The sequence below is a fragment of the Pseudoalteromonas rubra genome (genome assembly GCF_005887115.1).
GTDB lineage: Bacteria > Pseudomonadota > Gammaproteobacteria > Enterobacterales > Alteromonadaceae > Pseudoalteromonas > Pseudoalteromonas rubra_F.
This window is the reverse complement of record NZ_PNCJ01000015.1, coordinates 151977-176217: the sequence shown is the minus strand read 5'-3', so window position 1 is coordinate 176217 and position 24241 is coordinate 151977. Positions and strand designations below refer to the sequence as shown.

20 protein-coding genes are annotated in these 24241 nt (G+C 49.6%); 4 read left to right on the top strand and 16 right to left on the bottom strand.

Going from position 1 to position 24241, the window contains the following annotated elements; all coding sequences use genetic code 11:
* Positions 1-54: 54 nt before the first annotated feature.
* The 15 genes from CWB98_RS11485 to CWB98_RS11415 all read right to left on the bottom strand — a co-directional run bounded on the left by CWB98_RS11485 (position 55) and on the right by CWB98_RS11415 (position 15913).
* Complete coding sequence (locus tag CWB98_RS11485; RefSeq protein WP_171045633.1) at positions 55-828, bottom strand: SDR family NAD(P)-dependent oxidoreductase; 774 nt, start codon at positions 826-828, stop codon at positions 55-57.
* Positions 818-1585, bottom strand: a complete 768-nt coding sequence (locus CWB98_RS11480; RefSeq protein WP_138545007.1) for a thioesterase II family protein — start codon at positions 1583-1585, stop codon at positions 818-820. Before CWB98_RS11480 ends, CWB98_RS11485 begins: the two co-directional genes overlap by 11 nt.
* On the bottom strand, positions 1582-2292 hold the full coding sequence (locus tag CWB98_RS11475) for a hypothetical protein (RefSeq protein ID WP_138545006.1): 711 nt from the start codon (positions 2290-2292) through the stop codon (positions 1582-1584). The genes CWB98_RS11480 and CWB98_RS11475 overlap by 4 nt, the downstream gene beginning before the upstream one ends.
* A complete protein-coding gene (locus tag CWB98_RS11470) occupies positions 2289-3017 on the bottom strand; it encodes an SDR family NAD(P)-dependent oxidoreductase (protein WP_138545005.1) in 729 nt (242 codons plus the stop codon). Before CWB98_RS11470 ends, CWB98_RS11475 begins: the two co-directional genes overlap by 4 nt.
* Position 3018: 1 nt before the next feature.
* Positions 3019-3465 (bottom strand): 3-hydroxyacyl-ACP dehydratase FabZ, encoded by a 447-nt coding sequence (gene fabZ / locus CWB98_RS11465; RefSeq protein WP_138545004.1) that lies wholly within the window; start codon positions 3463-3465, stop codon positions 3019-3021.
* Positions 3462-4568 (bottom strand): ABC transporter permease, encoded by a 1107-nt coding sequence (locus tag CWB98_RS11460; protein WP_138545003.1) that lies wholly within the window; start codon positions 4566-4568, stop codon positions 3462-3464. Before CWB98_RS11460 ends, fabZ begins: the two co-directional genes overlap by 4 nt.
* Positions 4565-5329, bottom strand: a complete 765-nt coding sequence (locus tag CWB98_RS11455; RefSeq protein ID WP_054013675.1) for an ABC transporter ATP-binding protein — start codon at positions 5327-5329, stop codon at positions 4565-4567. Before CWB98_RS11455 ends, CWB98_RS11460 begins: the two co-directional genes overlap by 4 nt.
* Positions 5330-5331: 2 nt before the next feature.
* Positions 5332-7557, bottom strand: coding sequence for a beta-ketoacyl-[acyl-carrier-protein] synthase family protein (locus tag CWB98_RS11450; RefSeq protein ID WP_138545002.1), 2226 nt, complete (start codon positions 7555-7557; stop codon positions 5332-5334).
* Positions 7544-9073 carry a hypothetical protein gene (locus CWB98_RS11445; RefSeq protein ID WP_138545001.1) on the bottom strand — a complete coding sequence of 510 codons (1530 nt, stop codon included), beginning with the start codon at positions 9071-9073 and terminating at the stop codon, positions 7544-7546. The genes CWB98_RS11450 and CWB98_RS11445 overlap by 14 nt, the downstream gene beginning before the upstream one ends.
* Positions 9070-9618 carry a MaoC family dehydratase gene (locus CWB98_RS11440; RefSeq protein WP_212751134.1) on the bottom strand — a complete coding sequence of 183 codons (549 nt, stop codon included), beginning with the start codon at positions 9616-9618 and terminating at the stop codon, positions 9070-9072. The genes CWB98_RS11445 and CWB98_RS11440 overlap by 4 nt, the downstream gene beginning before the upstream one ends.
* The gene (locus CWB98_RS11435; RefSeq protein ID WP_054013672.1) at positions 9578-9850 is read right to left on the bottom strand and encodes a phosphopantetheine-binding protein; all 273 of its coding nucleotides are present in this window, start codon (positions 9848-9850) and stop codon (positions 9578-9580) included. The genes CWB98_RS11440 and CWB98_RS11435 overlap by 41 nt, the downstream gene beginning before the upstream one ends.
* Positions 9851-9869: 19 nt before the next feature.
* Complete coding sequence (locus CWB98_RS11430) at positions 9870-11504, bottom strand: HAL/PAL/TAL family ammonia-lyase (protein WP_138545000.1); 1635 nt, start codon at positions 11502-11504, stop codon at positions 9870-9872.
* A 229-nt stretch (positions 11505-11733) separates the two neighbouring features.
* The gene (locus tag CWB98_RS11425; protein ID WP_138544999.1) at positions 11734-12393 is read right to left on the bottom strand and encodes a GIN domain-containing protein; all 660 of its coding nucleotides are present in this window, start codon (positions 12391-12393) and stop codon (positions 11734-11736) included.
* Between the two features lie 1317 nt (positions 12394-13710).
* The gene (locus tag CWB98_RS11420) at positions 13711-14223 is read right to left on the bottom strand and encodes a DUF2141 domain-containing protein (RefSeq protein ID WP_138544998.1); all 513 of its coding nucleotides are present in this window, start codon (positions 14221-14223) and stop codon (positions 13711-13713) included.
* Between the two features lie 226 nt (positions 14224-14449).
* Positions 14450-15913, bottom strand: coding sequence for a collagenase (locus CWB98_RS11415; RefSeq protein ID WP_138544997.1), 1464 nt, complete (start codon positions 15911-15913; stop codon positions 14450-14452).
* Positions 15914-16327: 414 nt separating this feature from the next.
* Here CWB98_RS11415 and CWB98_RS11410 point away from each other — a divergent pair, with 414 nt between their 5' ends.
* Together CWB98_RS11410 and CWB98_RS11405 are read left to right on the top strand one after the other, a co-directional pair.
* A complete protein-coding gene (locus CWB98_RS11410) occupies positions 16328-16744 on the top strand; it encodes a VOC family protein (protein WP_138544996.1) in 417 nt (138 codons plus the stop codon).
* Positions 16745-16824: 80 nt separating this feature from the next.
* Positions 16825-18198, top strand: a complete 1374-nt coding sequence (locus CWB98_RS11405) for a winged helix-turn-helix domain-containing protein (protein WP_138544995.1) — start codon at positions 16825-16827, stop codon at positions 18196-18198.
* A 47-nt stretch (positions 18199-18245) separates the two neighbouring features.
* On the opposite strand, the gene CWB98_RS11400 is transcribed toward CWB98_RS11405, so the two are convergent.
* Positions 18246-21044 (bottom strand): hypothetical protein, encoded by a 2799-nt coding sequence (locus CWB98_RS11400; protein ID WP_138544994.1) that lies wholly within the window; start codon positions 21042-21044, stop codon positions 18246-18248.
* A 232-nt stretch (positions 21045-21276) separates the two neighbouring features.
* Between CWB98_RS11400 and CWB98_RS11395 the strand changes: the two genes are divergently transcribed.
* Together CWB98_RS11395 and CWB98_RS11390 are read left to right on the top strand one after the other, a co-directional pair.
* Entirely contained in the window at positions 21277-22716 is a 1440-nt protein-coding gene (locus CWB98_RS11395) for a S41 family peptidase (RefSeq protein WP_138544993.1), read from the top strand.
* A gap of 217 nt (positions 22717-22933) precedes the next feature.
* Positions 22934-24163: an MDR family MFS transporter gene (locus tag CWB98_RS11390; RefSeq protein ID WP_138544992.1), complete on the top strand. Its 1230-nt coding sequence runs from the start codon at positions 22934-22936 to the stop codon at positions 24161-24163.
* The last annotated feature ends 78 nt before the right edge of the window (positions 24164-24241 follow it).

Here is a 24241-nt window from a genome sequence, read left to right as displayed (position 1 = left end):
CACAGGCGCGCCCGGGGCAACCCCGGGGGCCGGATAAAGCTTGGGTAATACTGCTCAGGCACGACAGCTGAAGCCGCCGTCTACATATAAGGTACTGCCGGTGCTCCAACGGTTTTGCTGCAATAAGTACAGCACCGCATCGCTGATATCCCCGGGTTGGCCAAAGCCGAGCGGGTGTTTGTTCTCGATTGCACTGATGGCTTCTGCGGCAACTTCGGCATAGCCGTTATTGAGCGGGGTTTTGATCATTCCGGCGGCAATGCAATTGACCAGCACGTGATCTTTTGCCAGTTCGAGCGCTGCACTACGACATAGCGCAGCCATCGCCGCTTTACTCGCGGCGTAGCCAGACACGGCTGGCTCTGCCTGAGACTGGCTCACCGAGGACAGCAACACCACAGAAGTCGGGACACCGGCTGCGCGCACTTTTTTACGGGTAAAAGCCCTTAGCAATGCCAGGGCACCGCCGGTATTGATGCGAAACATGCGCTCAAAGTCGGCGTAGCAGGTGGAACGCAATGGCGTCATCTGATGCACGCCGGCGCATTGCACCGCGCCCTGAAAAGGGCCATGGGCCGTGGCGTTGGCAATGATGTGCTCGGTCAGGCTATCTGGTTCGTTGAGGTCAACCTGCGCGACCTGGTGTTCGCCGGGTAAGGTGCCGCGGATCTGTTCCAGTAGTGCCAGGTTGCGCCCCAATAACAGCAGGTTGTAGCCGTTGTTGCTCAACCGCTGACAAATATCCTGGCCCAGCTCTGAGCTGGCACCACAGACAACAACCCGGGCAGAGCTGGCTGCCTGATTGTCGTTACCTTGCTTAAACTCCATGATTAACTCCTTGCAAAGTGCCTTGATTAGGGCGCTGGCGCGTTTGTGCAATGACCGCGGAAATATCGTGGTCGATTTGCGCACATACCTCGGCGCTGTGCTCTTCAAGGTAAAAGTGCCGCCCCGCATATTGGTGGCTGCACAGGGAAAAGTGAGAAAAGTCCTGCCAGGGGGTCAGCTCTGTCGTGTTCACGATTTCATCATCAGTGGCGCTGAAGACACTGAGGGCACAAGCGAGCGGACTGGGCTTGCGCAGTGGTGCACATTCGGCGAGATAAAAGTCGTCGCGTACCTGCGCCAGCAGACGTTGCCGGACTTCAGGGTGGGTGAGTCTCTGGGCTGGGAACTGTTGCAAACGCTGCAGCTGCTCGGCCAGCGGCTCATCCGCCAGTGTGTGGACCTGGGTTCGGCTGGGCAGTGAAGGTGCCCGGCAGGCGGACACGCCCAGCCACAGTGGCAAAGGCTGGCCCGACTTTTGAAGTGCCAGAGCCAGCTCAAAAGCGACTCTGGCTCCCAGACTGTGTCCGAAAAAAGCAAACGGAGTCTGGCATTGGTCTAGTTCACTCAGTAGCTGCGCTGTCAGTTCTGACCAGTCACGACAGCCTGCCATCGCCAGTTTGTCGCCACGACCGGGCAAGTCGGGACAAACCACGCGCCAGTGAGCGGGCAACAACTGCGACCAGGCACGAAAATAGCGTCCCGACCCGCCGGCATGGTGAAAGCAAAACAAGGTGATCGGTTTCACAGCATGGGTCATAGCTTAATATCCATCGCCGGACGCAACGCCAGGGTCTGGCCGGTTTGCCAGCCCGGATCACTGGCCTGACGCCATATTTCGGCCAGCACTTGCTCGCGCAGCATGACCGCAGGCTTAGCACCGTATATCGAATTGCGCATGGCCCGTTTTAGTGTCTTGCGTTCGGTGTCATCACTGGCGCACAGCGGCAATGCCAGGCTATTTACCCGCACAGGATAGCCACACCATTCTTTGGCCAGGCTTTTCTGCAGCGCATCTATGCCATAGCAGGTGATGCTATCATGGCCATGCGGGTAACCTTGCTCCTGAACATAAGCATAAGCATCCGACAGTAACGGATAACACAGACTGCCTTCAAATTCGCGCAACACACCACAGCAATATTTGGCGGTCAGAAACGCCGCTTCGATGTGCGCCTGGCTGACCGTTGCATCGACTGTTGCGGCGCTATCCGCAATGCCACCGATGGCATGCAGCACAACCAGGCCGGTGTCTTTGCTTTGTGCACTGAGCTGTTGAAACAGCACCGCGTCTGGTTCATCGGCTTGTGCCAGCGCTTCTATTGTCAGCGTTGCTAAAGCCGGAAAGCGCGCGGTTATCTCTGCTGTCGGCGCGAGCAATAGGGGTGACTTGCCCTGAGCTTGCAAATAGTCGAGCAGTGCGCGGTCCCAGTCGCTGTGGGCAAACGCGTAGATGACTCTGCTCATAGTAAAAACCCTCCGTCCAGTTTGAGCACCTGGCCGTTGCAATATCCTGCTCGGGGGGTGGCAAGAAACAGCACCCAATCGGCCACTTCTGATACGTGTCCGACCCGCCCGAGCGAGGTATGTGCAAGCACAGGCCTGGCCTTGTTTTGTGGCATGGCATCAGCCATTTCAGTGGCTATCAATGCAGGCGCCAGCGCATTGCAATAAATGCCTGACTCACCATAACGTCGTGCCAGCATGCGGGTCATGCCAATCACGGCTCCCTTAGAGGCCGCATAGTTGGCCTGGCCTTCTCGTCCTGATACACCGCTGAGCGATACCAGATTGACGATCCGCCCCTGACCCTCGGCTTGCATGTGTGGCAGTACGGCCTGGCACAGGGCAAAAGTGCCGACAAAATTCACCCGCATCACGGCGTTAAAATCGTCCCGGCTCATGGTCTGTAACAGGCTATCCCGGGTTACCCCGGCATTATTGACCAGCACATCAATACGCTGATGCTGGGCAATAATCCTGGCTACTGTTTCCTCGACGAATTCAGGGTCGTCCACTGAACCACTGAATTGGACATAGTTTGGCTGCGCCAATTCTTCAGCCACTTCTTTACTGCGGCACAGCCCGAAGACCCTGGCACCCTGTGCCAGAAAAGCCTGCGCCAGCCCCAGTCCTATTCCGCGGGACGTGCCTGTGATCAAGACCACCTTATCTTGCAATTGCAGATCCATATCAGGCCTCCGACGACACAGGCTGACTGAAATGGATAGATACCTTGGCCCGGGCGACTTCTTCTTCGCCGACATAAGCGATGGCCTGAAAGAGCGCCATATCCTCCAGACGGGTTAATAATTGCGACTTAATCACCAGAATATCGCCAGGTACGACGGGACGCAGAAACTTGGCTTTGTCGATGCTCGACAACATGCCTGCGCTGTACTCGCTAAAACACAGGCCACTGATCTGTGCCATTGTCTCGATGATCAGCACACCCGGAAAGATTGGCTGATCGGGAAAGTGGCCCTGCAAGCTTGGTTCGTTGTGGCTAATAAACTTGTGCCCTTCGATATATTCGCCCGCTTCAAGACGCACAATGCGGTCGGCAAATTTAAACGGTGCCCTGTGGGGCAGCCGTTCACTCAAAGTGCTTAGGTTGTCTGTAAGCTCAGTGTTGCTCATCCGTTGTCTCCCCAGTCAAAGCTCAGATAGATAGCGATAAACAACACCACCGAGGTGCCTGCGAGTATTGTTAGTTGTGGTGCAACCTGCTGTAATCCAGCGGCTTCGTTGGCCACCAGACGGAAGGCATCGAGGAAAGCGGTGGACGGTAGCCACTGCACAAAGGCTTCAAAAACGTCCGGGAAATAACTGGTTTGGAAATAAATGCCGGACAAGAACATCAGCGGAAAATACAGCATATTGGCGATGCCGGTAGAGACTTCGACCCGGGTGCTGCGGGCGCCGATCAAGACACCTAACAGGCACAGACAGGCAGATCCACAAAACAGCACAACGGCGATATTGGCCCAGTTGCCGGGCGGCTTAAAGTCGAACATAAAGTAGAAAATGGCCAGCAGTAATAATAGCTGGAAGCTCAGTAAAAACAGTCGAGCCAGCACCACGCCCATAATGTAATCCGATTTCTTAAAAGGTGATAACTTGAGGCGTTTAAAAAAGCCCTGCTGGCGATCTGAGACCAGGCCATTGGAGATGGAGAACAGCGCCAGACCAAGGATCTGCAGCACGATTATCCCGGGGATCAACCAGTCGACATAGCGATAGCCGACGATGCTGAGCTGCTGACTACTCAGGGGGTTGCCCGATAATCCGCTTTTCAGCTGCATCAGGTAGTTGATTGCCTTATCGTTAAATTGGTCTGAGTCCCCTGTGGTATAGATTTGTCCCTGATTTAAAATCAACAAGGAGTCATACTGAGCCAGCAAGTTTTGCAATGGACCTGAAGGTTGGATCTCCTGTTGCGCATCGGCCAAAGAGGCCAGAAGCTGTTCGGTTTGCTCCTGACTAAGCGTGATCAGGTTGACCTGCAGGTCGTCTCGCATCAACTCGCGCCAGCGCTTGTCTGGTGCCTCATTGTAGGTCACTGCAACATTGATTTCCTGCAACTGGGTGCTGCCGGAAAAGGCTTTGACCATTAACAGTGCAATCAACACCGGCAATGCAAAGGTCCATAGCATAGCCGCCGGCTCGCGAAAAAAGGGTCTGACATTGAGGAGCATTAATTGCCAGAATGGGTAAAGCTTAGGGCTGATTGTGTGGCTCATGCCATGCCTCCCGAAAGGTCAAATCCGGTTAATTTTAAAAACACGTCGTTCAGGGTCGCCTTGCGTGGCTCTTTGATGACCGGCTCGGCAAAAGTGCGATGGATAATGTCCTGAGGTGAACCCGACTCGATAATGGTGCCCTTGTCGATGATCGCCAGGGTATCGCACAAAAACTCCACTTCATCCATATAATGAGAAGTCAGTATCAGGGTGACACCATCGGCTTTGAGTTTGTTGAGGATCTCCCAGAATTCCTGGCGGCTGGTGGGATCCAGTCCGGTGGTGGGCTCATCGAGAAAGATGATCTCGGGTTTGCCGACCACTGCCATCGCCAAAAAGACCCGCTGACGTTGTCCACCACTGAGCTCGCACAGCCAGTTGTTGCGCTGTGGCGTAAGATTAAACTGCTCCAGCACCTCGTCGATGGCCTGATAGTCCGGGTAAAAGCTGGCGAACAATCTAACCGCTTCCACTACCTTAAGGCGCGCATACATCTCATTTTCCTGCAGCACACCGGCAATGCGACGGCGAAGTTTTTTCTCGTTACCCTGCCACGGCATGCCAAATAATTCTATGCTCCCGGCTGAGGGCTTTTTCAGGCCCTGTAACATTTCCAGTGTGGTGGATTTGCCTGCCCCGTTAGGCCCGATAAAACCAAAACATTGGCCGCGTTCAACCTCAAAGGACACGCCCGCAACGGCCGTTTTTTGTGTTCTGTCATAGACCTTTTTCAGATCTTTGACGGCAATAACCTGTTCCATCCTTAACTCCTTGGTGCCGATGCGACACTATGTAACACACAGCCATGCATTATCTGCTCGGCATTAACAGACACCACCAGCACACGGCACAATGGTGCTTCGCTTGTCTGACTGGACATCTCATCAAGCCCCTGGATCAGGGCCTTTAAACCTTGACTTGCAATGCACAAATGGTTGTCGACCAACGGAGTGACGCTTTGTGCTTGCGGGCATAATTCGCTGAGCAGGTGCTGAGCATGCTGTAGCTCATGTTGGCGAGTTGCCGCAACGACCACATGGTCCACTTCCTCTAAGCTGACCATTTCGGGCAATTGCTTCCCTTGTGCTGTGGAAATGGTAAAGCACGTCACCACTTCGGCCAGCGGTTGGGTGTTTGTCGCGAGCCCGGATTCATTGACCATGACTAGTGCCGCGGCATTCGCCTGTTGGGTGTCTGCTGCATCCACCGCCTGGGCTTGCCAGATCTGTTTACTGCTGTTGCTGCTGTCTTCGCCAGCCACCACCAGTGCCCGCTCAACCCGGTCGGCGCGCAGGTCGTAAAAGGCCTGCCACAAGGCTTGTAAACCCTCGTTACCACAGTCGCTGAAGTTTGCTGCTGTACCCCGGATCGAGTGGGCAATCGCCAGGCTCCCCAAAGAGGCATTCAGCACGGTATCGGTAAACAGGGTGCTCTTGATATTGTTAGCGCCCAGCTTTGCCAGATCATCGTAGTTACGCTCTTGTACTTCACTGCAACCCAGTGCCGTGGCGAAATAGCCGCCGCAGCGAGTCGGGTCGTTTGTTTCACGCTCTAACCCACTGGCCGCCAGTGCAAACTCGGCAGCGCCAATGGCATACTGGGACAAACAACTCATCCGGCGTCGGTACAGTGCCGGGAAATGCGCCTTGAGACTAAAGCCGGCCTCGTCAAGCTTGGCGCTTATGGCTGTTTTATCAGCAGCTGTGCGGATCTGGCTATCGATTCGGGCATGTGCCGCGATAAAAACGCGCTGGTGGGGTGCTGGTTTCTTTGGCGTGAGTACAACCTCTCCACTGGCCAGCACTAAGCTGGTGTTGTGGCCACCAAATGCCGAGTTGGTACTGGCAAACCAGTCAACCTGGTGTTCTGCCAGGCGCTCTCGGATCAGGGCATATCCCTGACAATCCTCACGCACGTCGTTGACGCCCAGAGTCGCTGGCAGGTAACCGTGACGTTGTGCGGCAAGTACAGAGATAAGCTCCAGTGCACCAGCGGCGCCCAGGGCGTGGCCGAAATAGGATTTGGAGCTCGACACTTTTGCTGTCATTGGCTGCTCACCATTGAGGGCTCTGCGGATCCCCTGTAGCTCGGCACCGTCATTAGCCGGTGTCCCGGTGCCGTGGCTATTCACATAGTTTATCTGTGTGCCCGACACGCCCGCATCCGCCAGCGCCATACTGAGTGACCGCGATACGCCCCGACCTTCTGGTTCTGGTGCTGTGGCATGATAGGCATCCAGGCTGGAACCGCTGCCACGTAGCTGAGCAAGTATATTTGCTGCGCGCTGCTGTGCAGCTTCTGCCGTTTCCATCACCACAAACCCCGCGCCTTCTCCCAGGCTCAATCCGGTATCCACGCCATAGGGCGAACAGACGCCGGCAGAGACTGAGCGCAGTGAATGAAAACCGGCATACACCAGTCTGGCCAGCGAGTCGCTGCCTCCTGCGAGCACTATGTCGGCCTTGTTATCGCGCAGTAACTCGCGACCAAAGCTGATGGCGCTGCTACTGGCGGTACACGCTGAGGTAAAACAAAACAGTGGACCGTTCAGGTTGAAATGACTGTGCACATTAGCGGCCTGCCGATAAGCCGGGTATTGTTTGATTTTTTCATTGTCTTGCTGCGCCATTCCTTCAAGCAAAATGTCGGTACCGGAATTGGCATTACCAAAACACAGCGCAACGCGCTTATCGGCCAGTTGTTCGAGGCTTAAACCGGCATCTGCCAACGCTTGTTCCACCGCAGAAATGGCAAACAGGGTAGCAAAGTCGAACTGGTCTGAGCGTGCTTTATGGCTGGTCCTAAACTCGTTGAGCAGGGCGGCATGATGGCTTTCCAGCTGCAACTGAGCAAAATCAGCCTGGGCTCTGACGCCTGAATGTCCGGCAGCCATACTGGCAAACAAGGTTTGGTTGTTGCCGATGGCTGATTCCAGGCCATAGCCGGTGATCACCGCCATGGCGTTGTCATTATGGTTATTGCTTTGCATGAGTTACTTCCAATAGTGAGCTAAGGGTCGTTTTTCCCATTTGATTGAGCGGAAAAGACGGTAGCAGGGCGATATTAGGCACAGGGTAATCGCGAAAGGCGTCCCTGAGTGCCTGCTCGCACGGGTGCTGCTGGCTTTGGGTTTCGACAAAAGCCAGCAGCTGTCCGCCGCGTTTGTCATTGTCGTCTTCGACAAAAAACAGTTTTAATGGCGCCGTACCAAAAAACACCTGTAAACGTTGTTTTGCCTCTTCCAGTGACAAACGTTTTCCTTTGTATTTAAAGACCTTGTCTTTGCGTCCGAGGTGACGTATACGACCATCGCTAAGTAAGGCAATCCTATCCATCATGACGAACTCTGGGTGGTCGCTCAGCAGATAGGGTGAGTGCAATATGGCCGTACCCTGGTCATCCAGCCGCAGTCGGACTTCGGAAAATAAAGTGAAGGTAGCGATACAATCCTGGGCGATTGTCCGAAATCCGATCCCACCAGTTTCGGTACTGCCAAGGACTTCAACCCCACTTAATTGGGGGACTGTTTTCTGTAGCGTGGCAAATTCAGCTTCGCGCCGTGCGCCGAAAGGTGCGCCCGAGCTGATCACCGCGCTGCCCGGAGTCAGGTTTTCATGGGCCAGTAAATCCCAGACACTGGGGACCAGGATATTCAACATGCTGAGCTCGCCACAGGGCGTTGCATCGATATATTGGGCGTCCTGATAGAAAACAGGCTTGTTTAATCGTATCGGTATCAACCAGGTCCAGATAAACCCATACATATGTTGCGGACTGATCAGCGCATTGATAAGCGCATAGCCAGAGAGATCCAGGCTCTGACAAATCCCTTCAGCTTCGGACCACATACTATGCAGTGATTTAAAAAACAAATTTGGCTTTCCGGTACTGCCTGAGGTGAGAAAGCCCACCCTGGCGTTACCTAGCCGGTGCATCAGACTGGCATCTAACCCTGTGCAATGTGGAGTAGCCGGCTCACCGTTATCGGTCCCGGCACACAATTGCTGCCAGCTCAGTCCGTCATTACCGCCAAGCACGGGTGTGCGGCCACTTAGCAGCAAACTAAAGACCGTTAGCATCAGCGCAATGGCATTTTGCTGTGCAACCTGCACTTCCTCTGTTTTACTCAGACGAGCCAACTCAGGACTGAAACTGAGCACCCGATTGAGCAGCTCAACCAGCCCGGCTTCGTCATAATGGCTGCCATCGCTTGCCATAAAACGGTGCAAGTGCTGCTGCGCTACCTGTGTCTGTCCCAGTTGTGAGATGATCAGAGTGGCCAGATCGGCAACGCAATTACGTAATGTATGGCGCTGCGGATAAAGCTTGATGCAGTAGTGGCGCTCGCAATCCGCGATAAGCTGCAACATATCAATAGAGTCTAGAAACAAAGGGGCACCAAGCAGATCGGCCTGATTATCCAGCTCTGCCAGTTCGCTTACTTCTATTTCCAATGAGTGCTGCATCAGCACGCGGATCTGCGCGACAACTTGCTGATGTCTCATACCCGGGGCTCCTGTGCAGTTTCCGTGTTATCTAAGCTGCGTAAACGCTCGGCAAGCCGTTTTTTGCTCGCCGCTTTGGGTGGTAAAACCACTGCCTTACCATCGCTGACCAGTTCGCCTCGCTGGTTGTGCCAGCTGAGTGTTAGTTCAACCTGGCGAGTGTCTGCGAATTTGGCACTGACTTCGGCTTTGGCAAAAATGGTGTCACCGATATAAATAGGCGCGTGAAACCCTATCTCCATCGACAGCACCATTGAGCCAACCCCGGGCAGTTTCATGCCAATAACCGGAGCTATCATGGCGGGCGCTATACCGGCATGAGCTATGCGTCCCTGTAAGCCGAAAGAGTGTGCAAACACCTCATCAACATGCACCGGATTGAAGTCTCCTGTGATGCCAGCGAAGTTATACACATCCGTTTCGGCAATGGTCTTGCTGTGCCCTGCCTGCTCACCTATGGTCAGCTCTCTGAAGGTTTTACCTAGCGTGTACACAATGGCGACCTCAGGCTCTGGCTTCTTCGCTGACAAATTGTGCCAGAGCATTGATTGATGCCATTTTTTCCTTGATCACTTCATTGCCGTAGTTGCTAAACTTCATGCCATACTTTTTCTCGATTGAGACCACGAGCTCAAGCACTTCAATACTGTCCAGTTCCAGGCCGTCGCTTACCAGTCCCTGTTCGTCGTCCAGTTCGTCGATGGAATCCACCACCTCCAGGTTATCTACGATGATGTCCTGTTTGATAAAAGTTCTGATCTGGTCGAAATCAGCCATGTGAAAACTCCTTATTTTATTAGTTATGTAATTGATATTCCGGGAACAGCTTCTTAACCATAGTGTCAATGTCACGGTCCATCGGGCGGTCCTGGATCACTGGGGTGAAGTAGTCGCGTAGTTGCTCAAAGAAACGCATGGATTCGGTATTGAGCTTGTCTGCACTACCATCTTTATCGAGTACGTAAAAAGCCTGACGGATTGCCATAGCGTGGATGGCTATCACAGGTTTCACCAAAGAAAGAATGTGTTTTAAGTCGCGGGCTGCAATGGTGCCCATGCTGACGATATCCTGGTTAAGTGCCTCGGTGGTGCGGGAAAATACGCTCATCGGTGACGCATTCTTCAGTGCTTCAGCGGTCAGTGCCGAGGCGGTGATTTGTACAGCCTTAAAGCCATGGTTGATCCAGGACTCATCCCCTAAGTCGTCAATGGCGACCAGGTTGTTTGGGATCCCGCCGTTCAACCTGTCATCAACTAAAATGCCCAGCTCGCGCTCCAAAAGGGCTGCAAGGTTAGCCAGTTGTGGTTTTAGTGCGTCGCAGACAGCAGCAACATGCCCACCATAAAAGTGCCCGGCGTTGAGGATCAGATCTTTTTGATTGTCGAACAATGGATTGTCATTAACAGAATTAATCTCTGTGGTGATCACCCGTTTGGCCCAGTCCAGGGTATCCAGCAGTGGCCCTATGACCTGAGGCGAACAACGAATGGAGTAGCTGTCCTGTAATCTGAACTGCTCTTTTTTTCCTGCCCCAAATTCATCGTCACTGCGCAGGCGGCGTCCCAGACGCTGCTCCGGGTTTGATAAGCGTTCGTAGATCATCGCAGCGCATTTGATCTGGCCCGGATGTGGCTTGAGGTTGTGTACCTGAGGGTGAAAAGGTGAAGCACGACCGTCTATCAGCTCAACGAACAGTGCCACTTGTTGGCAGCTTAGTTCGATAGCACGTTCAATTTCCAAAAATGACATGACGGCTATACCACACATCACCGATGTCCCATTCATGATGGCCAACCCTTCTTTGGGCTTAAGGCGGTATGGGGTGATATCTAACTCAGCAAATACCTCATTGGTGGGGCGGATCTCTCCACGATAATAGACGTGACGCTTACCGGCCAGTGCCGCGCCTATGTATGACAAAGGCGTTAAATCGCCACTTGCACCAACCGACCCCATAGCCGGGATAGCTGGGAAAATGCGGTGATTTAACAGACATTCCATTTGTTTGAGCAGTTCCCAACTTACGCCAGAAAAGCCTTTGGCATTACAGTTGAGGCGGATCAGTAAGGTCGCTGCACAGATTTGTTCAGGCAGGTAATCCCCGACACCACATCCATGGTAGGCGATTAAATTCTCTTGTAGACTGGCGGCAAGTTCTGGCGATATACGGTTGCTGGCAGAGTTGCCAAATCCTGTAGTAACACCATATATATCTTCACGATTTTCTATTTTATCATCAAGATAATCACGATTTTCTCTGATGATTTTCTCTAATGCAGTATTCAGAGATATATCCACATTAGGGTTGGTTACAAACGAACCTACATCATCGATAAGTAATTCATAGTCGCCCCCGATTTCAAGGGTTAGGTGGTCTGAATTTCTGCTCGTTGATTTTGATACCAAGTCTTTGTCAAATATGTTTTCCATAGTTTATACGCCAATATAATTATTAAGATTACCCATGTGACCTGCACTGTCTGACAAATCCCTTTTCAGATTTTACGCATGCCAAAATAGACTCGCCTTTTAAAAAAGAGAGGTTTAAATTAAAGGGGTGTTTTAAGACGCTTCCTTTTCTTTTACTAATTACTCAAATTACGATAATCCAGAGTATTTATTTAAAAGCGCCCACCTAAGTGGACGCTAAAAAAGCGACTTATTGACAAAGGTCAGTGCGGATTGAGCTTGCAAAGCTCTGACTGACATTGTGTTGAGTCGTTGCGCCAAGGTGCAGGCTAGTGCCGAAAGACAGGTAACCAGACACCGCAGTGGCGTGACACAGTTCGGCGTGGCTGCCGAATTCCAGGCTGAGGTCAACGCTGTCAATGACAAAGTTACCGTCTCTGGCTGTGAAGTTACCGCCCTGAAGCAAGGCCAGATTCAAATGTTCGGTTTGACCTGCAAGGCTAATGTCGGTGCCAACCGTACCTGTAACTGAAACTTGAGACGTATTCACTGCGCAAGATGCAACATCCAGCTTTACGCCAACATAGTTTTCAAAGTTTGAGATAGGTTGATTGGTGTAGATGGCAAGTGCTAAGCGGTTGTCTTTGTTCCACCACTCACGCTCGCTGTAAGCTTCGTTGCTGACACTGAGTTCACCGTTTTGAGATACCAGTTCAAGCACATCAAGAACATGACTTTGTGCTGTCGCGACTACTTTTGGCTCGTTATCACAGTACACGGTTGCTTCGATGCCTTTTTTCAGGGTGAGTTGATCGAACGCCGCTACATTGAATGACTCTTCAGCAGAATGTGCCAAAGAAGCACCTAGTACGCCTGTCGCTAAAACCAGGCTATTTATTGCCGTTTTCATTTAAAACTCCATCTATGAGTAATAAAAAATTAAATCCGTTTATTTGACTTAAACAATAAATTATTACTATCTGTAAAACAGATAAAGCGTAATATACAACATACATTAAAACCAAATAAATATAGAGATATCCAATTTATTGCATGTAAAAAACACAACATTCCAAGGAATTAAATAGCGTGTTGTGTCGGCAAATATAATAACCATAAAAAATGCATGGTCAAGCCATTGTGCAACAGCTTTTTAACCGCTTGTAAGCAAGTGATTATCGAATGGTAAGGGTGGAAAATTAAAAAATAATTACAGAAAACGGTATTTTGAATTGTTCACAACATTAATTAAAAATCTAATATTGGTCAAATAGCAATAATACCAATTGCTGTAGAGTAAAAGCTTTATTTTCAGGTTTCAGATTATTCAATGTGGAATTTGTGTACAATTTCGCGACAAATGTCGGGAACTTGTGTAAAAGTTGTCCCTAAAATGAATTGGTCAAAATAGCGCCACTTAGTAGCGCGCAGGTGTTGGAATTTCCCTGCGGTTGTCGGACCCATTGCTATCACTGCACAATACACAATAAAAAAATGAACCAAAAAAAAGAGAAAAAAATTTCACAGCCAGGTGTATTAAGTTATTCAGTCTGCATACGGAGCTTGTACTGGAGGTCTATTACTCCCCGGCTGGGGGGGATCATGATGGGTTTTATTGGGCCTTATTTGTGACTGGGAGCGTTGAATAACTAAAACTGTAAGTTGCAGCTTACTAAAATTGGTTATGGTAGTGGGCCTGAAAGTTACTGAGCACCACAAAATAACATGGCCACCTCTATTGATGAGCAATCGAATCAGTATTTCTAGTCAATGGGTAGAGCTAATTTGGGTACCTTGGCCGGCTTAGTCGACCTGTTTATTCATCACTATCTCACTGCCGAGGCCCATTTACACTGATATGATACCTATTGGGCACCTTTAGCGCTCGTTTTCGTTGCGTTAAATAGCCGCGATAGGGCGTCATAGCAGCTCAGAAAATACGCTGTAAAATAAGCTTTGAACGAATGTTTGCGCTGACAATAGGCGTCGAAATCACGGAAGAGGGGCTTTGTCTGTTCAGTCATCTGCAACGGAGTGTGCTCAGTGCTTTATTTAGCAGCCTAACTAATGTTGCAGCAATACAGAGTGTCCTAAACATCTTATCTTGTCTTGTGCAGCCGACAGGGGCACCAATACTGATATGTGCTTTGCTCGGCGAGTGTAATCAGCAACAGCTTGGCGCCAAAAAAACCAACTGACTGCACCAGCGCAAGCAATAAAGATAGCGTTACAGCCCGCTTATCTTATTAAGATGAGTTGCCAGTGTCAGATGTACTTCACTGCCTGGCGTCTGAACTGTTATCAAGGCGTCTTCAAAGTCGCCTTTACTAAAGGTGTCATAAATATTATTCGACAGAGCGTAGGGCTCGCTGGGCATACCTAAAAAAGGAAACACCATGCGATCCAGCCCGCCGTCTTTATCCTCGTCATGTACTACATTGATAGCGTAACGGCCTGAGGGGATCCCTTCAAACGTGACGGTTGTGCTCGGCATACTGGGTGAAACCACCTGGCTGCGGAAGTATCTGCTGTCTGTGTCGTTGATGTTATCGTCTGAATGAAAGCTCTCACTGTTGTCGTGTAAGGTCACGATCAACTGCCCTTGTTCGCTGGTGACATTGTCTATCACAACAGTCAAATTGGCCGGCGCGGCATCAGCCGAATTAATACTCTGCGAGCTGGTCGACTGGCATCCGGACAACACCAAAGTGAGTGCTGCGACTAAATAAAGTGGTTTCATAGCAAATCCTGGCTGTAGTTTTTCACGAATACTACCTTAATGTGTTTTCAAAAATATTAACACTGGTTAACACTGATTGCAGTTGTTATTTTTTTAGGAACGACGGGTGTTTTGCTGAGGCCCATGTTTGTACTCATTGTTTGGACCTGATGGCGTTTCTTATATATGTCGCGAAGTCGGCATGATACAACAGCAGGCGTAAACCCTGCTGTTGTGTGCGTCAGAGTTACTTGAGGTCTACCTGAACTTCTATCCAGGCATCGGGTGTTCCGGGCGTACCGCCTTTTTGAGTAGGTGTAATGGTGAATCCGCCCCAATGATCGGTGTAGCTTTTGCCAATGACCAGCTCTGAGTCAGTTTGGTCATCGCCCCACCAGCCAGGTGTTTTCGAACCTGGTGTCATGTCCAGCAAATAAGAGGTGGTTTTCCAAAAACGCTCGTCGCTTTCATTTTCAAAATAGCCTTGCAGGTTGATAAGTACACCGTTTAGCGTTTTGGTGTAGCGATCGTGAGAGGTACGATATTCCAGCCAGTATGTGTATTTGCCGTCACCAGACTTTAGTCTAAGGCCAATGTAGCCGCGGTTATTCGCACCCTGATCAAAGGCGTAAATTCGATAGGTACCCGAGGCGTTGATGACGGGTACTTCACTGTCATTCAGCCAGCCAAAATAGTGTTTATACAAGAGGTTGTAAGCCTGTAAAGAGTGTGCGCCCATGCCCATCATGCTGTACACATTGCCATAATTCAGACTTTCTGTGTCGTAATCACCGACACCAATCACTTTACCCGGACCTGCTTCAATGGCTTTTGCGTGACGCAGCCCCAATGCATGTCCCAACTCATGAGCAACTACCCCAGTTGTGTGGTGGTACAGAGAAATGCTCGGGGGCGCGGCGCTGGAGTTAAAGTTGCCGACCTGAGGGGCAACCATCATTACAACTTGTGCGTTGCCGGGTGCATCCGGATCGATACCCAGGGCCCGGATCTTACTTTTCCACATGGCAGTCCAGCCATGAAAGTCGTTATCGTACGTGCTCTTTGGTTGGTTAATATTTATGACAGGTGTGCTGGTGTCATAGGTGACATTGAAACGCCCATAGGATTGCTGGTCGTAGTAAGTGGTCACCCCCTGCATATCGCTTTCCATAGTCGGCCAATCTAATGGTGTGTCGCTAAACTGAAAGCGATACACCTGAATATTGACGTGATCATACGGATACCCGTCGTTGCCACCGGGTGGCTCCGTTGGAGGCTCTGTGGTATCGGCAGTGCGGCAGGACGTGGCACCTAAGTCGACCACAATAGAGCTGCCGCTGTGATTGCCATCCAGTGTAATGTAGCCCCAATAAGATGCAGGGCGACTTAATACGATACACTGAGCATTACCGGGGGCAGTGGAGCTGGGGTCGCTGCCATCCAGTCTTGGCCAGCCGCCACTTCTGGCGTACAAGTTCAAATCACCAGTGCCATAACCCGTGCTGATGGCAACGCTATCATAACGATTGACATTTGCTACGCTCAGGTAACTGCGTGAGCCTGCTGGCACACAGACTGTCTCTCCATTTTGCAAGGTTCTGCCTGTAAAAGGGGCCGATGAGGCACATTTGTCTTCAAGCTGAGCCGCGAGGGCCGGGCCAGTAAGTAAGGCAAGCAGTGGTATGCACCAACTGTGCTTAATCAGATTCATAGTTGTTTCCTTTACATATGTTGTATTAGCGCTCATGTGAGCGATGGTGTCTTTGTCCGTCGACGGTGGGATGTAATGCGCATTTATCTCTATAAAACAGAAGGATAAATACTCTGTATACTGCATCCTGTGTATCGAGCAGAGCACCTCTGTATAAAAAACAACCAGAGGCAACTTTAATTTAATATATTTTATACAATATTCAAGTTGGGCTGGTGAATTATCCCCGGCGTAGTCTGTAACAAAGAAATTCAAAAAGTGCTTTACCACAACTTAACTTGAGGTTTTATCTTGGCTGCACATCATAAGAAGGAGCCAGGTTATGCCAGTATCCATATTCACCCCCACGCCATTTACGGCGAAGTTATTACGTATTTTCAATGCCACCATGAGTGTTAAATAAGGAGACGTTTTATGTATCTTGAACATGTAAATTTAGTTGTCGATGACATCGAACAGGCCCTGCACTTTTATCAGGCGGCTTTTCCCCATTGGCGTGTGCGCAGTGAAGGGCAGGGAAGCTGGCATGGTAAACCCAGAAACTGGCTGCATTTTGGCGACGATTACCATTACATTGCTTTTAGCGACCACGGTGAGGGTGTCAACCGGGAACTAACGGGTCATTCAGTGGGGCTGGCGCATTTTGCTTATGTAGTACAGTCCATTGACGCGGTGATTACTCGATTGAATCAGGCCGGGTACCCCGTTGATAAAGACGGTGCGCAACACCCCCATCGTAAGAATGTTTATTTTATTGACCCTGCCGGGTTTGAGGTGGAATTTGTTGAATATCTGAGTGATTTGCCCGCCGAACGAAATAGCGATGCATAGAGAGGCAATCGGTACGAGACTTCACAAAAAGTTTACTTTATTATCTGTTTCCAGAGAGGGTTCTATCAGAGGCTGCCGGGATGGCGACAGTCAACATTATTGCTAAACCAGATTGGGTTCTAAATCATCAGCATCAGCAGTTGTACAGTGGTCAGCGAGTTGTCTCGCTAGATGATAAACAGTATGCGCTGCTGATGTTACTGATGGACAATGCCAACACGGATGTGACTAAAGAACAGATCTTTACTACTTTATGGCCGGGCAGAGTGGTCAGTGAAGATGCCATCTATGTCACTGTCACTGGCCTGCGTAAACTATTGGGCGATAATGTTAAACAGCCCAGCTATATCAAAACCATTACAGGTGTTGGCTATCGCTGGGTTGGTCCACAAATAGGCGCAGATAAGTCCGTTTTTTCAAGTTCTCTGATGCTGTGTAGCGCAATATTATTACTGGGGGCCGCTTTGCTTGGCAGTCAGTTTAACATGCTCTCTGATCCCGTTCCTATGTCACCTGAGCAATCTGAAAACTTTCAAAAGGCTCGCTACTTACTGAATAATCAGGCCGAATCTATTGGGCAGAGTATTGCTTTATTGCAGCAATTAACGCTGACCCGCTCAGATTTGATTGAGCCTAAAGTCTGGCTGGCTGATGCGTATTTACGTCAGTTGCAGGAAGACCCGCAGCGCAATCCACATCATCGCAGCCGTGCCCACACATTGTTACAGTCCGTATTGGCCAAAACACCGGAGCACTTAAAAGCTAATTTGTTGATGGCGCAATTATACTTATTGATAGACTTTGAGCCGCAGGCTGCCCGGCGCTATTTCAAAGCTGCCTTGGGACATGCGGAGGGGCACCTCTGGTTTGGTCAGTTTTTAATGGCGACGGGGGATTTTCAGGGCGCGCTTGAACATATTGAGCAATACAGATTGCTGGATCCGAATGGTTATTCCAGTGAGAGTGTCGCCTGGGTCTATACCATGAGTCAGCGCCATGAAGCAGCGCTGGAAGCTTTGCTTAAGTTACAGCCGTATAGCGACACCAGCCGTTTTTATCATACCTGTTTGCGCACGGTTTACGAGCAGCTGGGCGAATACGATAAAGCATTTGCCCAGATGCAGTGGGTGATGCAGGATGCAGGTTACAGCCCATCCCTAATGGCGCAGGTTGAGTCTGCATTTGCCCGCGATGGCTTATCCGGTGTATATCGCTGGTTGTTGCATGAAGATCCATTGCGCGCAGAGATTGGCCATTACACGCCGCCTATGTCACTGGCGCGTTATGCGGTAATGGCGGGCGAGCCCCAGATGGCTGTTGCTTATCTTGAGCAGGCGTTAGACCGGCGTCAGCAGGCTGTGGTGTGGTCGGCGGTAGACCCGGTTTTTACCCCTTTGTACCAGTATCCGTCTTATCAGCATTTTGTTCGACGGTTGGGTATTATTGCCCGATAAAATTAAAAAGGCGCCTTTTTGCGCCTTTTTACATAGTCAGAACCGAGTTAATGCACCCGTCTGAAACGATTGCGCTTTGGCAACAGCAGCGTCATTGCCATCAGTAGCCAGGCCATGCTACCGCCTGACCCACCATCGTTTTTGGCGGTGTTACTGGTGTTGGTTGTGCTCTTTGTGTTGCCCGTGTTTGAACTTGTATTACCATCGGTTGTCGTCTCTGTATCTCCACCGTTACTACTATCCTGTGCGCCAACGTCAGGTTCTTTTTCAGAGTCAGAATTAGAGTTGCCTGTTTGTTTTGAAACGTTAAATTTCAGCACATGGGTGGCTACGGCGCCATGCACGTTGACTGCACTGAAAGGAAGTTGATATAAGCCGGGTTCATAGAAAGTTATTGTGATTGTTGAGCCTGACAAGGTCATGTCTCCTTCAGCGTGGTTGACCGTCACAGCCAATGCATCTGCGACCAGTGTTTTCAGGTCTACCGTGTAAGATTCATTCTGAGTCATCTCAATAAGCAGGCTGTCTTTGGCTTCGGGACCTGGCATAAAGGTATTATGCACTGAAAAGGTTGCAGTTCGCTGATGACCATCGAGCACATTAACCGTGATATTGGTGTCATACGTAACTGTGCCGTCAAAGCGCATCAGGCCTTGTGCCGACAGGGTGAGACCGGCTGGTAAATTTTCTGCTGAAAACGTTAGCTTGCCATGTAAAGAGGCGTTAAACAGCTCGTTGAGGTCAAACTCCGCTTTAACCCCTTGCAAGGTGGTGATGTCCAGTGTGTCGGTAATGGGTTGCAGGACTTTACTGACAAAGACACTGCCCTGGCCATAAAAATGCAGTAGTTGACCCTTTGGTGTATAACTGCCCTTGTAACCGTTGTAGTCACCCAATTCAATCAGGGAGTCATCAACTGATGAGTCAAACACAAAGATCTTGTCGTCACCCTGGTCGGTTAAAAGCATCATCTGTGTTCCACTGAGTGCGTGCGGCGGCGCAAGCAATGTGCCCGGCAAACTGTCTTCTTCAATGAGGGTGTTTTTTTCGATTCTAAATATTTTGATCGCCCGGATGTACTGGTAACCGCGCTGAGTTTCAACAATCAGGCGATCATTGAGCATATAAGTCGACAAGTTTCTGTCGAAGATATCTCCGGAGTCGAGTGGACCAAAAGGTATGGTCGTGTCGTATGTGAGCTCATCGCCTGTGTAGTTATAGCGCACCAGTTGCTTGTTGTCTCTGTCGAACAAATTCAACTGGTTATTTTGGTATAAAAAGTCGACGTCGGTATAGCCGTAATAATCAAACTCAATATCAATGTTTTGAGTGAATTTATGGACATACCCTGTCTGGGTTTTAGTAAAGACAGACAGGGAATTGCCGTCAGTCAGCATGAATTCTGTCTCGTTCAATGCAATGGCTTTGAACCAAATACCCAGAGACCCACTGTTGCTCAAAGTGAGTGTACCACTGAGTGTGCTTAGTGTTTCCTCTTCATCGCTTACACTGTAACGGGTAAACTGGTCGTTATGCAATGCCACCACTTCTTTACCCAAGGTCAGCCATGCTTTGCATTGGTATCTACATTCGGGGGTGAGTGGACTCTCTAGCGGGCTGTCAGATACAAAGGTTTGGCCTTGCTCAGGCGTTAAATGGCTGTGGGTGAGTAAGGTGCCATTGTAACTTAGGCTGCTGTGTTCCCCCAAAGGAAGATTCATTTGGCTGTTACCCGGTGATTTGATGCGCCCCTGCTCTAGCGGCCGGGTTATCCTTTTAATATCATTAATATTTTTAATATCAACGACATTAAGACCCCTGTTAGGCATAAGTAACTTGCTACCGTCCGCGCTGATATCACTGATATTGTAGACCGATGGATTACATTCCAATTCTGTAGCGGTATAGGTATTGGTGTCGTTTAAGCTTAGTGTATGTAAGCAGCCCAGAGTCTGAGCGATTAAACGATCCGCTGTCTGGTGTAAATTATGCACGGTGATGTCAAGCCCAAACAAAGACTCATGGGGCAGTGTAGTGACTGCTGTGACGCTGTTGTTTGTGTCCAGCTCTAACGTGATGGTTTCTTTCCAGTAATGTACCAATAAACGGTTATTGATGGTGTCCAATTTGGTTACAATACGGTTATGGCTGAAAAACTCAAAACCCTGTTCCAGCTTAAGTTCAAACCCCTGGCCACTTTCCTGATACAGGTAGAGTGTTTCTGGAGAGACTGCGACCATCAGCCCCTGTTCTGGATAGCTGTGAAATTCAAGCTCATGAGACGGGGTTGCGTTATTGAAGGTTAAACGGCTGTGCTGTGAAAAGCGATTGTTAGCTTGATCCCAGGCAAATACTTTGCGGACAAAGGTGCCATCTTCTCTCTGGCCGTACAAAATATAATGACCATCCTGAAAGGCTTCGTCGACAAATCTCATTTCCTCAGGCGGCTTGTTAAAGCCAATCTCAGATAATAACTCTAACGAAAAGTCGGCATTGATCTGCCAGATTTTTGCAACTTCATTGGCTTTGTCAATCGAGAGCAGCTTTTTACCATCGTCAGATAGCTCGTACTCCATAATAATGTTTGTCGGTTCAACAAAATGCGACTTAGGATACTGGCGTTTAAAAGTGATGTCCTGGCTATCAACATGATAGAGGGTGTTGCCTTCTCTGCCTTCCCTAAATAGGGTGTTCCCTGCAATTTTTGATACCCCGCCCGAGGCCTCATAATTTATATATTCATGCTCAGCAACTTTGTAGACGCTGAGCTGGCTGACATCTACTTGTGCTTGGGCCTGCTTCATTACGCCCATTATAAAAAGCATGCCAATAATCAGATACTGCATTCAAATTCTCCATGAAAAATCCGGCGACATTCTACAGGATGACGAAAAAGCACTCAACAAAATAGGTACAGGATGTGCTGTCCGCGGACTGTCCGGTGTCCGTCCGGTTGGATTAGGTTTGTTTGTATCTTGTTGATTGTTATTGGTTTATTTTTGGCATGCAAACTGCTCTGTATATGAAAGTGAATATGAGTGACCGCAAAACAAAAACCATAGCGCAAAGGATACAGACATGAACTTTAATACTTCTTACTTCTCGACTCAGGTAGTTAAACCTAAGAGCGAAACATTGAGCAGCTCGCTGAAACGCTTGCTTGGAACGTCACTAGCCGGTGCCCTGATGGTGCTTTGTGGAACGCAAGCTGCAAAAGCAGATGAAACACTCGGGCATTTCTCTGCAGTGTACAGTGCAGAAGCAATCCAGGCCGACATCAATCAGTGGGTTCACTGGGTACATACTACGCACCCGGATCTGACGCACAGTATTCAGGATATTGACGGATTCTATGAGCGAATCGATACATTGCGTGACAGGCTGAATAAACCGATGACTGGCGAGCAGATATGGCGTGAGTTTGCCAGCCTCAATAGCATGATGGCAGATGGCCACCTGAGTATTGGTGACGGTACCAATACGCAATGGCGACAATGGGTGGCGCAGGGCGCTAAATTGTTTCCTTTTGAAGTTGCGTTAAGTGACCGGGGGCTCAAAGTGGTGAGTGAATTGGGTGGGGCACCGTCTGCTCATGATGGCAAATACATTCAAGAGATCAATGGGATTCCTGTAACTGAGGTGGTTGCGACTTTGCTGCAGCGCATAGAGGGCGACAATGTTGCTTTTCGCAGCGCATTACTGACTCGTCGCTTTGCCATGACGTATCGTTTAATGTACGGCATAAAAAACGCATTTACGCTAAAGTTTCAAACAGACGGAGCAGGTGAGTCTGTGCGTGTTGCTGCACTCAACAAGGCACCAGTAAGCATTAAGCAGCGCACCTTCGACGATAATTTTAATCTTAAGTTGCTCGACAATCAGCAGGCTTTGCTGACCATCAAGCAGTTTGGCTGGGATGAACCGGATGCATATTTCCAATTTATGGCTGAGACATTCGAACGACTGAATAAAGCACAGACTAAGCACCTGATGATTGATATTTCTGACAATACTGGCGGAGATGATGTGTACTGGAAACAGGGCATTTTGAAGTATATTGCTACCACTCCATATCGTCATGGCTCGACTTATCAGGTCAGGATTTTGGAAAAATACCGCGACCCGGGTGAGGTCGTCGGCTCAGTGTTATCAGGGGAACTGACAAAAATGACTGAGCCTGAAACGGATCCTGGTTTGTTGTTTAACGGTAAGGTCAGTGTATTGACGGGTCCCCTGACTTATTCATCTTCAGTGTTGTTTGCCAATACTATTCAGGACTATAGTTTTGCAACCCTGGTGGGCACTCCGACAGGCGGGCGTAGCTCGCAAAGTGGGGGGATCCAATTTCTGACGCTCAAACACACAGGTATCCGCGCCGTTACACCTCGCTTTATTCTGGACCGTCCGTCTGGCAAGCAACAAATGACGCCGGTACAGCCAGACATTGTCATCAGTCAGCAAGGTCTGAACAAAGCAGAATTTATTGCCAAAGCATTGAGCGCAACTTACTCGCTGTAATGTGCTTGCTTATACTGAATGATTCCCAACCAGTGCGGCTTTGATGGCCGCATTTTTTGTGTATGGCTGTGTTGCTGTGTGAATTTATTATTGTTTGCACAATCTTGCGCGATGATATGATGAAATTAAGTGTATAACAGACAAGGTTAAGCTTGACCTAAACTTAACTTGAGGAATTAGTCTGGCCATCACAAAAAGAACGATAATAGGGAAAAGTATGGATATAAGTAGTTTACCAGCTCAGCTATCGCGATTCACGCCACTGGTCTGGGTGATGTTGATCGGCAATTTCTTTGTGCGGGCCAGTTATTATATGGTGTGGCCGTTTCTGGCAGTGATGTTGTACGAAAGTTATGGATTGAGTGCCACTGAAGTTGGGTTGTTGCTGACTGGTTCAGCGACTTTGGCGGTCTTCTTAGGGTTTTACACGGGCAATCTGGCGGATCGCTTTGGCCGTACCAAGATGCTTTATATTGCTGTGGTTGTTGGGGTGATTTCCTTTGCAATGCTGGCACTGGCCAATTCATTGTGGTTATTCTCTGTGGCGGTGTTTCTGGCTTGTCTGCCTCGCACCTTGTGGGAAGCCCCCAGCAAAGCTTTGTTAACCGAAGAGCTAGTAAATCCTAAAGATCGGGAGCTGGCGCTACATTTACTGTATTTTCTGGTCAATGTAGGCGCGGCGTTAGGACCGCTTTATGGCTTATGGGCAGGCCTCAATGGAGAGCAGTTTAGCTTTATTTATACCGCGATATCATATCTGGGTTTGTTGGTGGCACTGCTGTATTTCCGGCCCTCAAAGCCAGTCTCTTCGACGACACCCCAATCAGTACCTAACTTTTCTAACTGGCTGAAAATACTCAATAAAGATCGGGCTTTTCTGGTGGTACTGTTGGCTACAACTTTAGTGTACTTTGTGTATGCGCAATGCGATACCAGCCTGGTACAGTATCTTACCCGAGCAGAAGTCCCTGAACTTGCCTGGTTGATCTCTGCCGTGATCATTACCAATTCGTGCGTCATTATTGTATGTCAGTTTCCGCTGCTGCATATCATGAGAAACTGGCGTCTGGAATATCGTCTATATCTGGGTGGCGCCATTTTGGTGGTATCACAAATAATGATGGCCTTTAATGATGTCCACAATACTTGGGGCTGGATCACAGCAATGATAGTGCTTAGCTTGAGCGAGGCGATTATGTTCAGTAATATCAATGTGTATATAGACAGGCTGGCCCCCGATAATCTCAAAGCCAGTTATTTCGGAGCAGCAGGCCTGTGCTCGCTAGGCTACGCTTTCGCGCCCATTTTAGGAGGAATGGTACTGGACCTGTCGAGCGGCGTGATGCTGTTTGTGCTGACCACGCTGACATCGTTTGCGGCTCTGGCCTTTTATAAAATTGCTGAGGGTCAACTGAAAGCAACAACCAGAGTGGTACATGAGGTTTAAGTTACCAGCGTGGGCAGCTTGAATGACCACGCCTGCAACAGTTCAATTTTAATGAGCAGTGCGCCCGGCGTGAAAGCC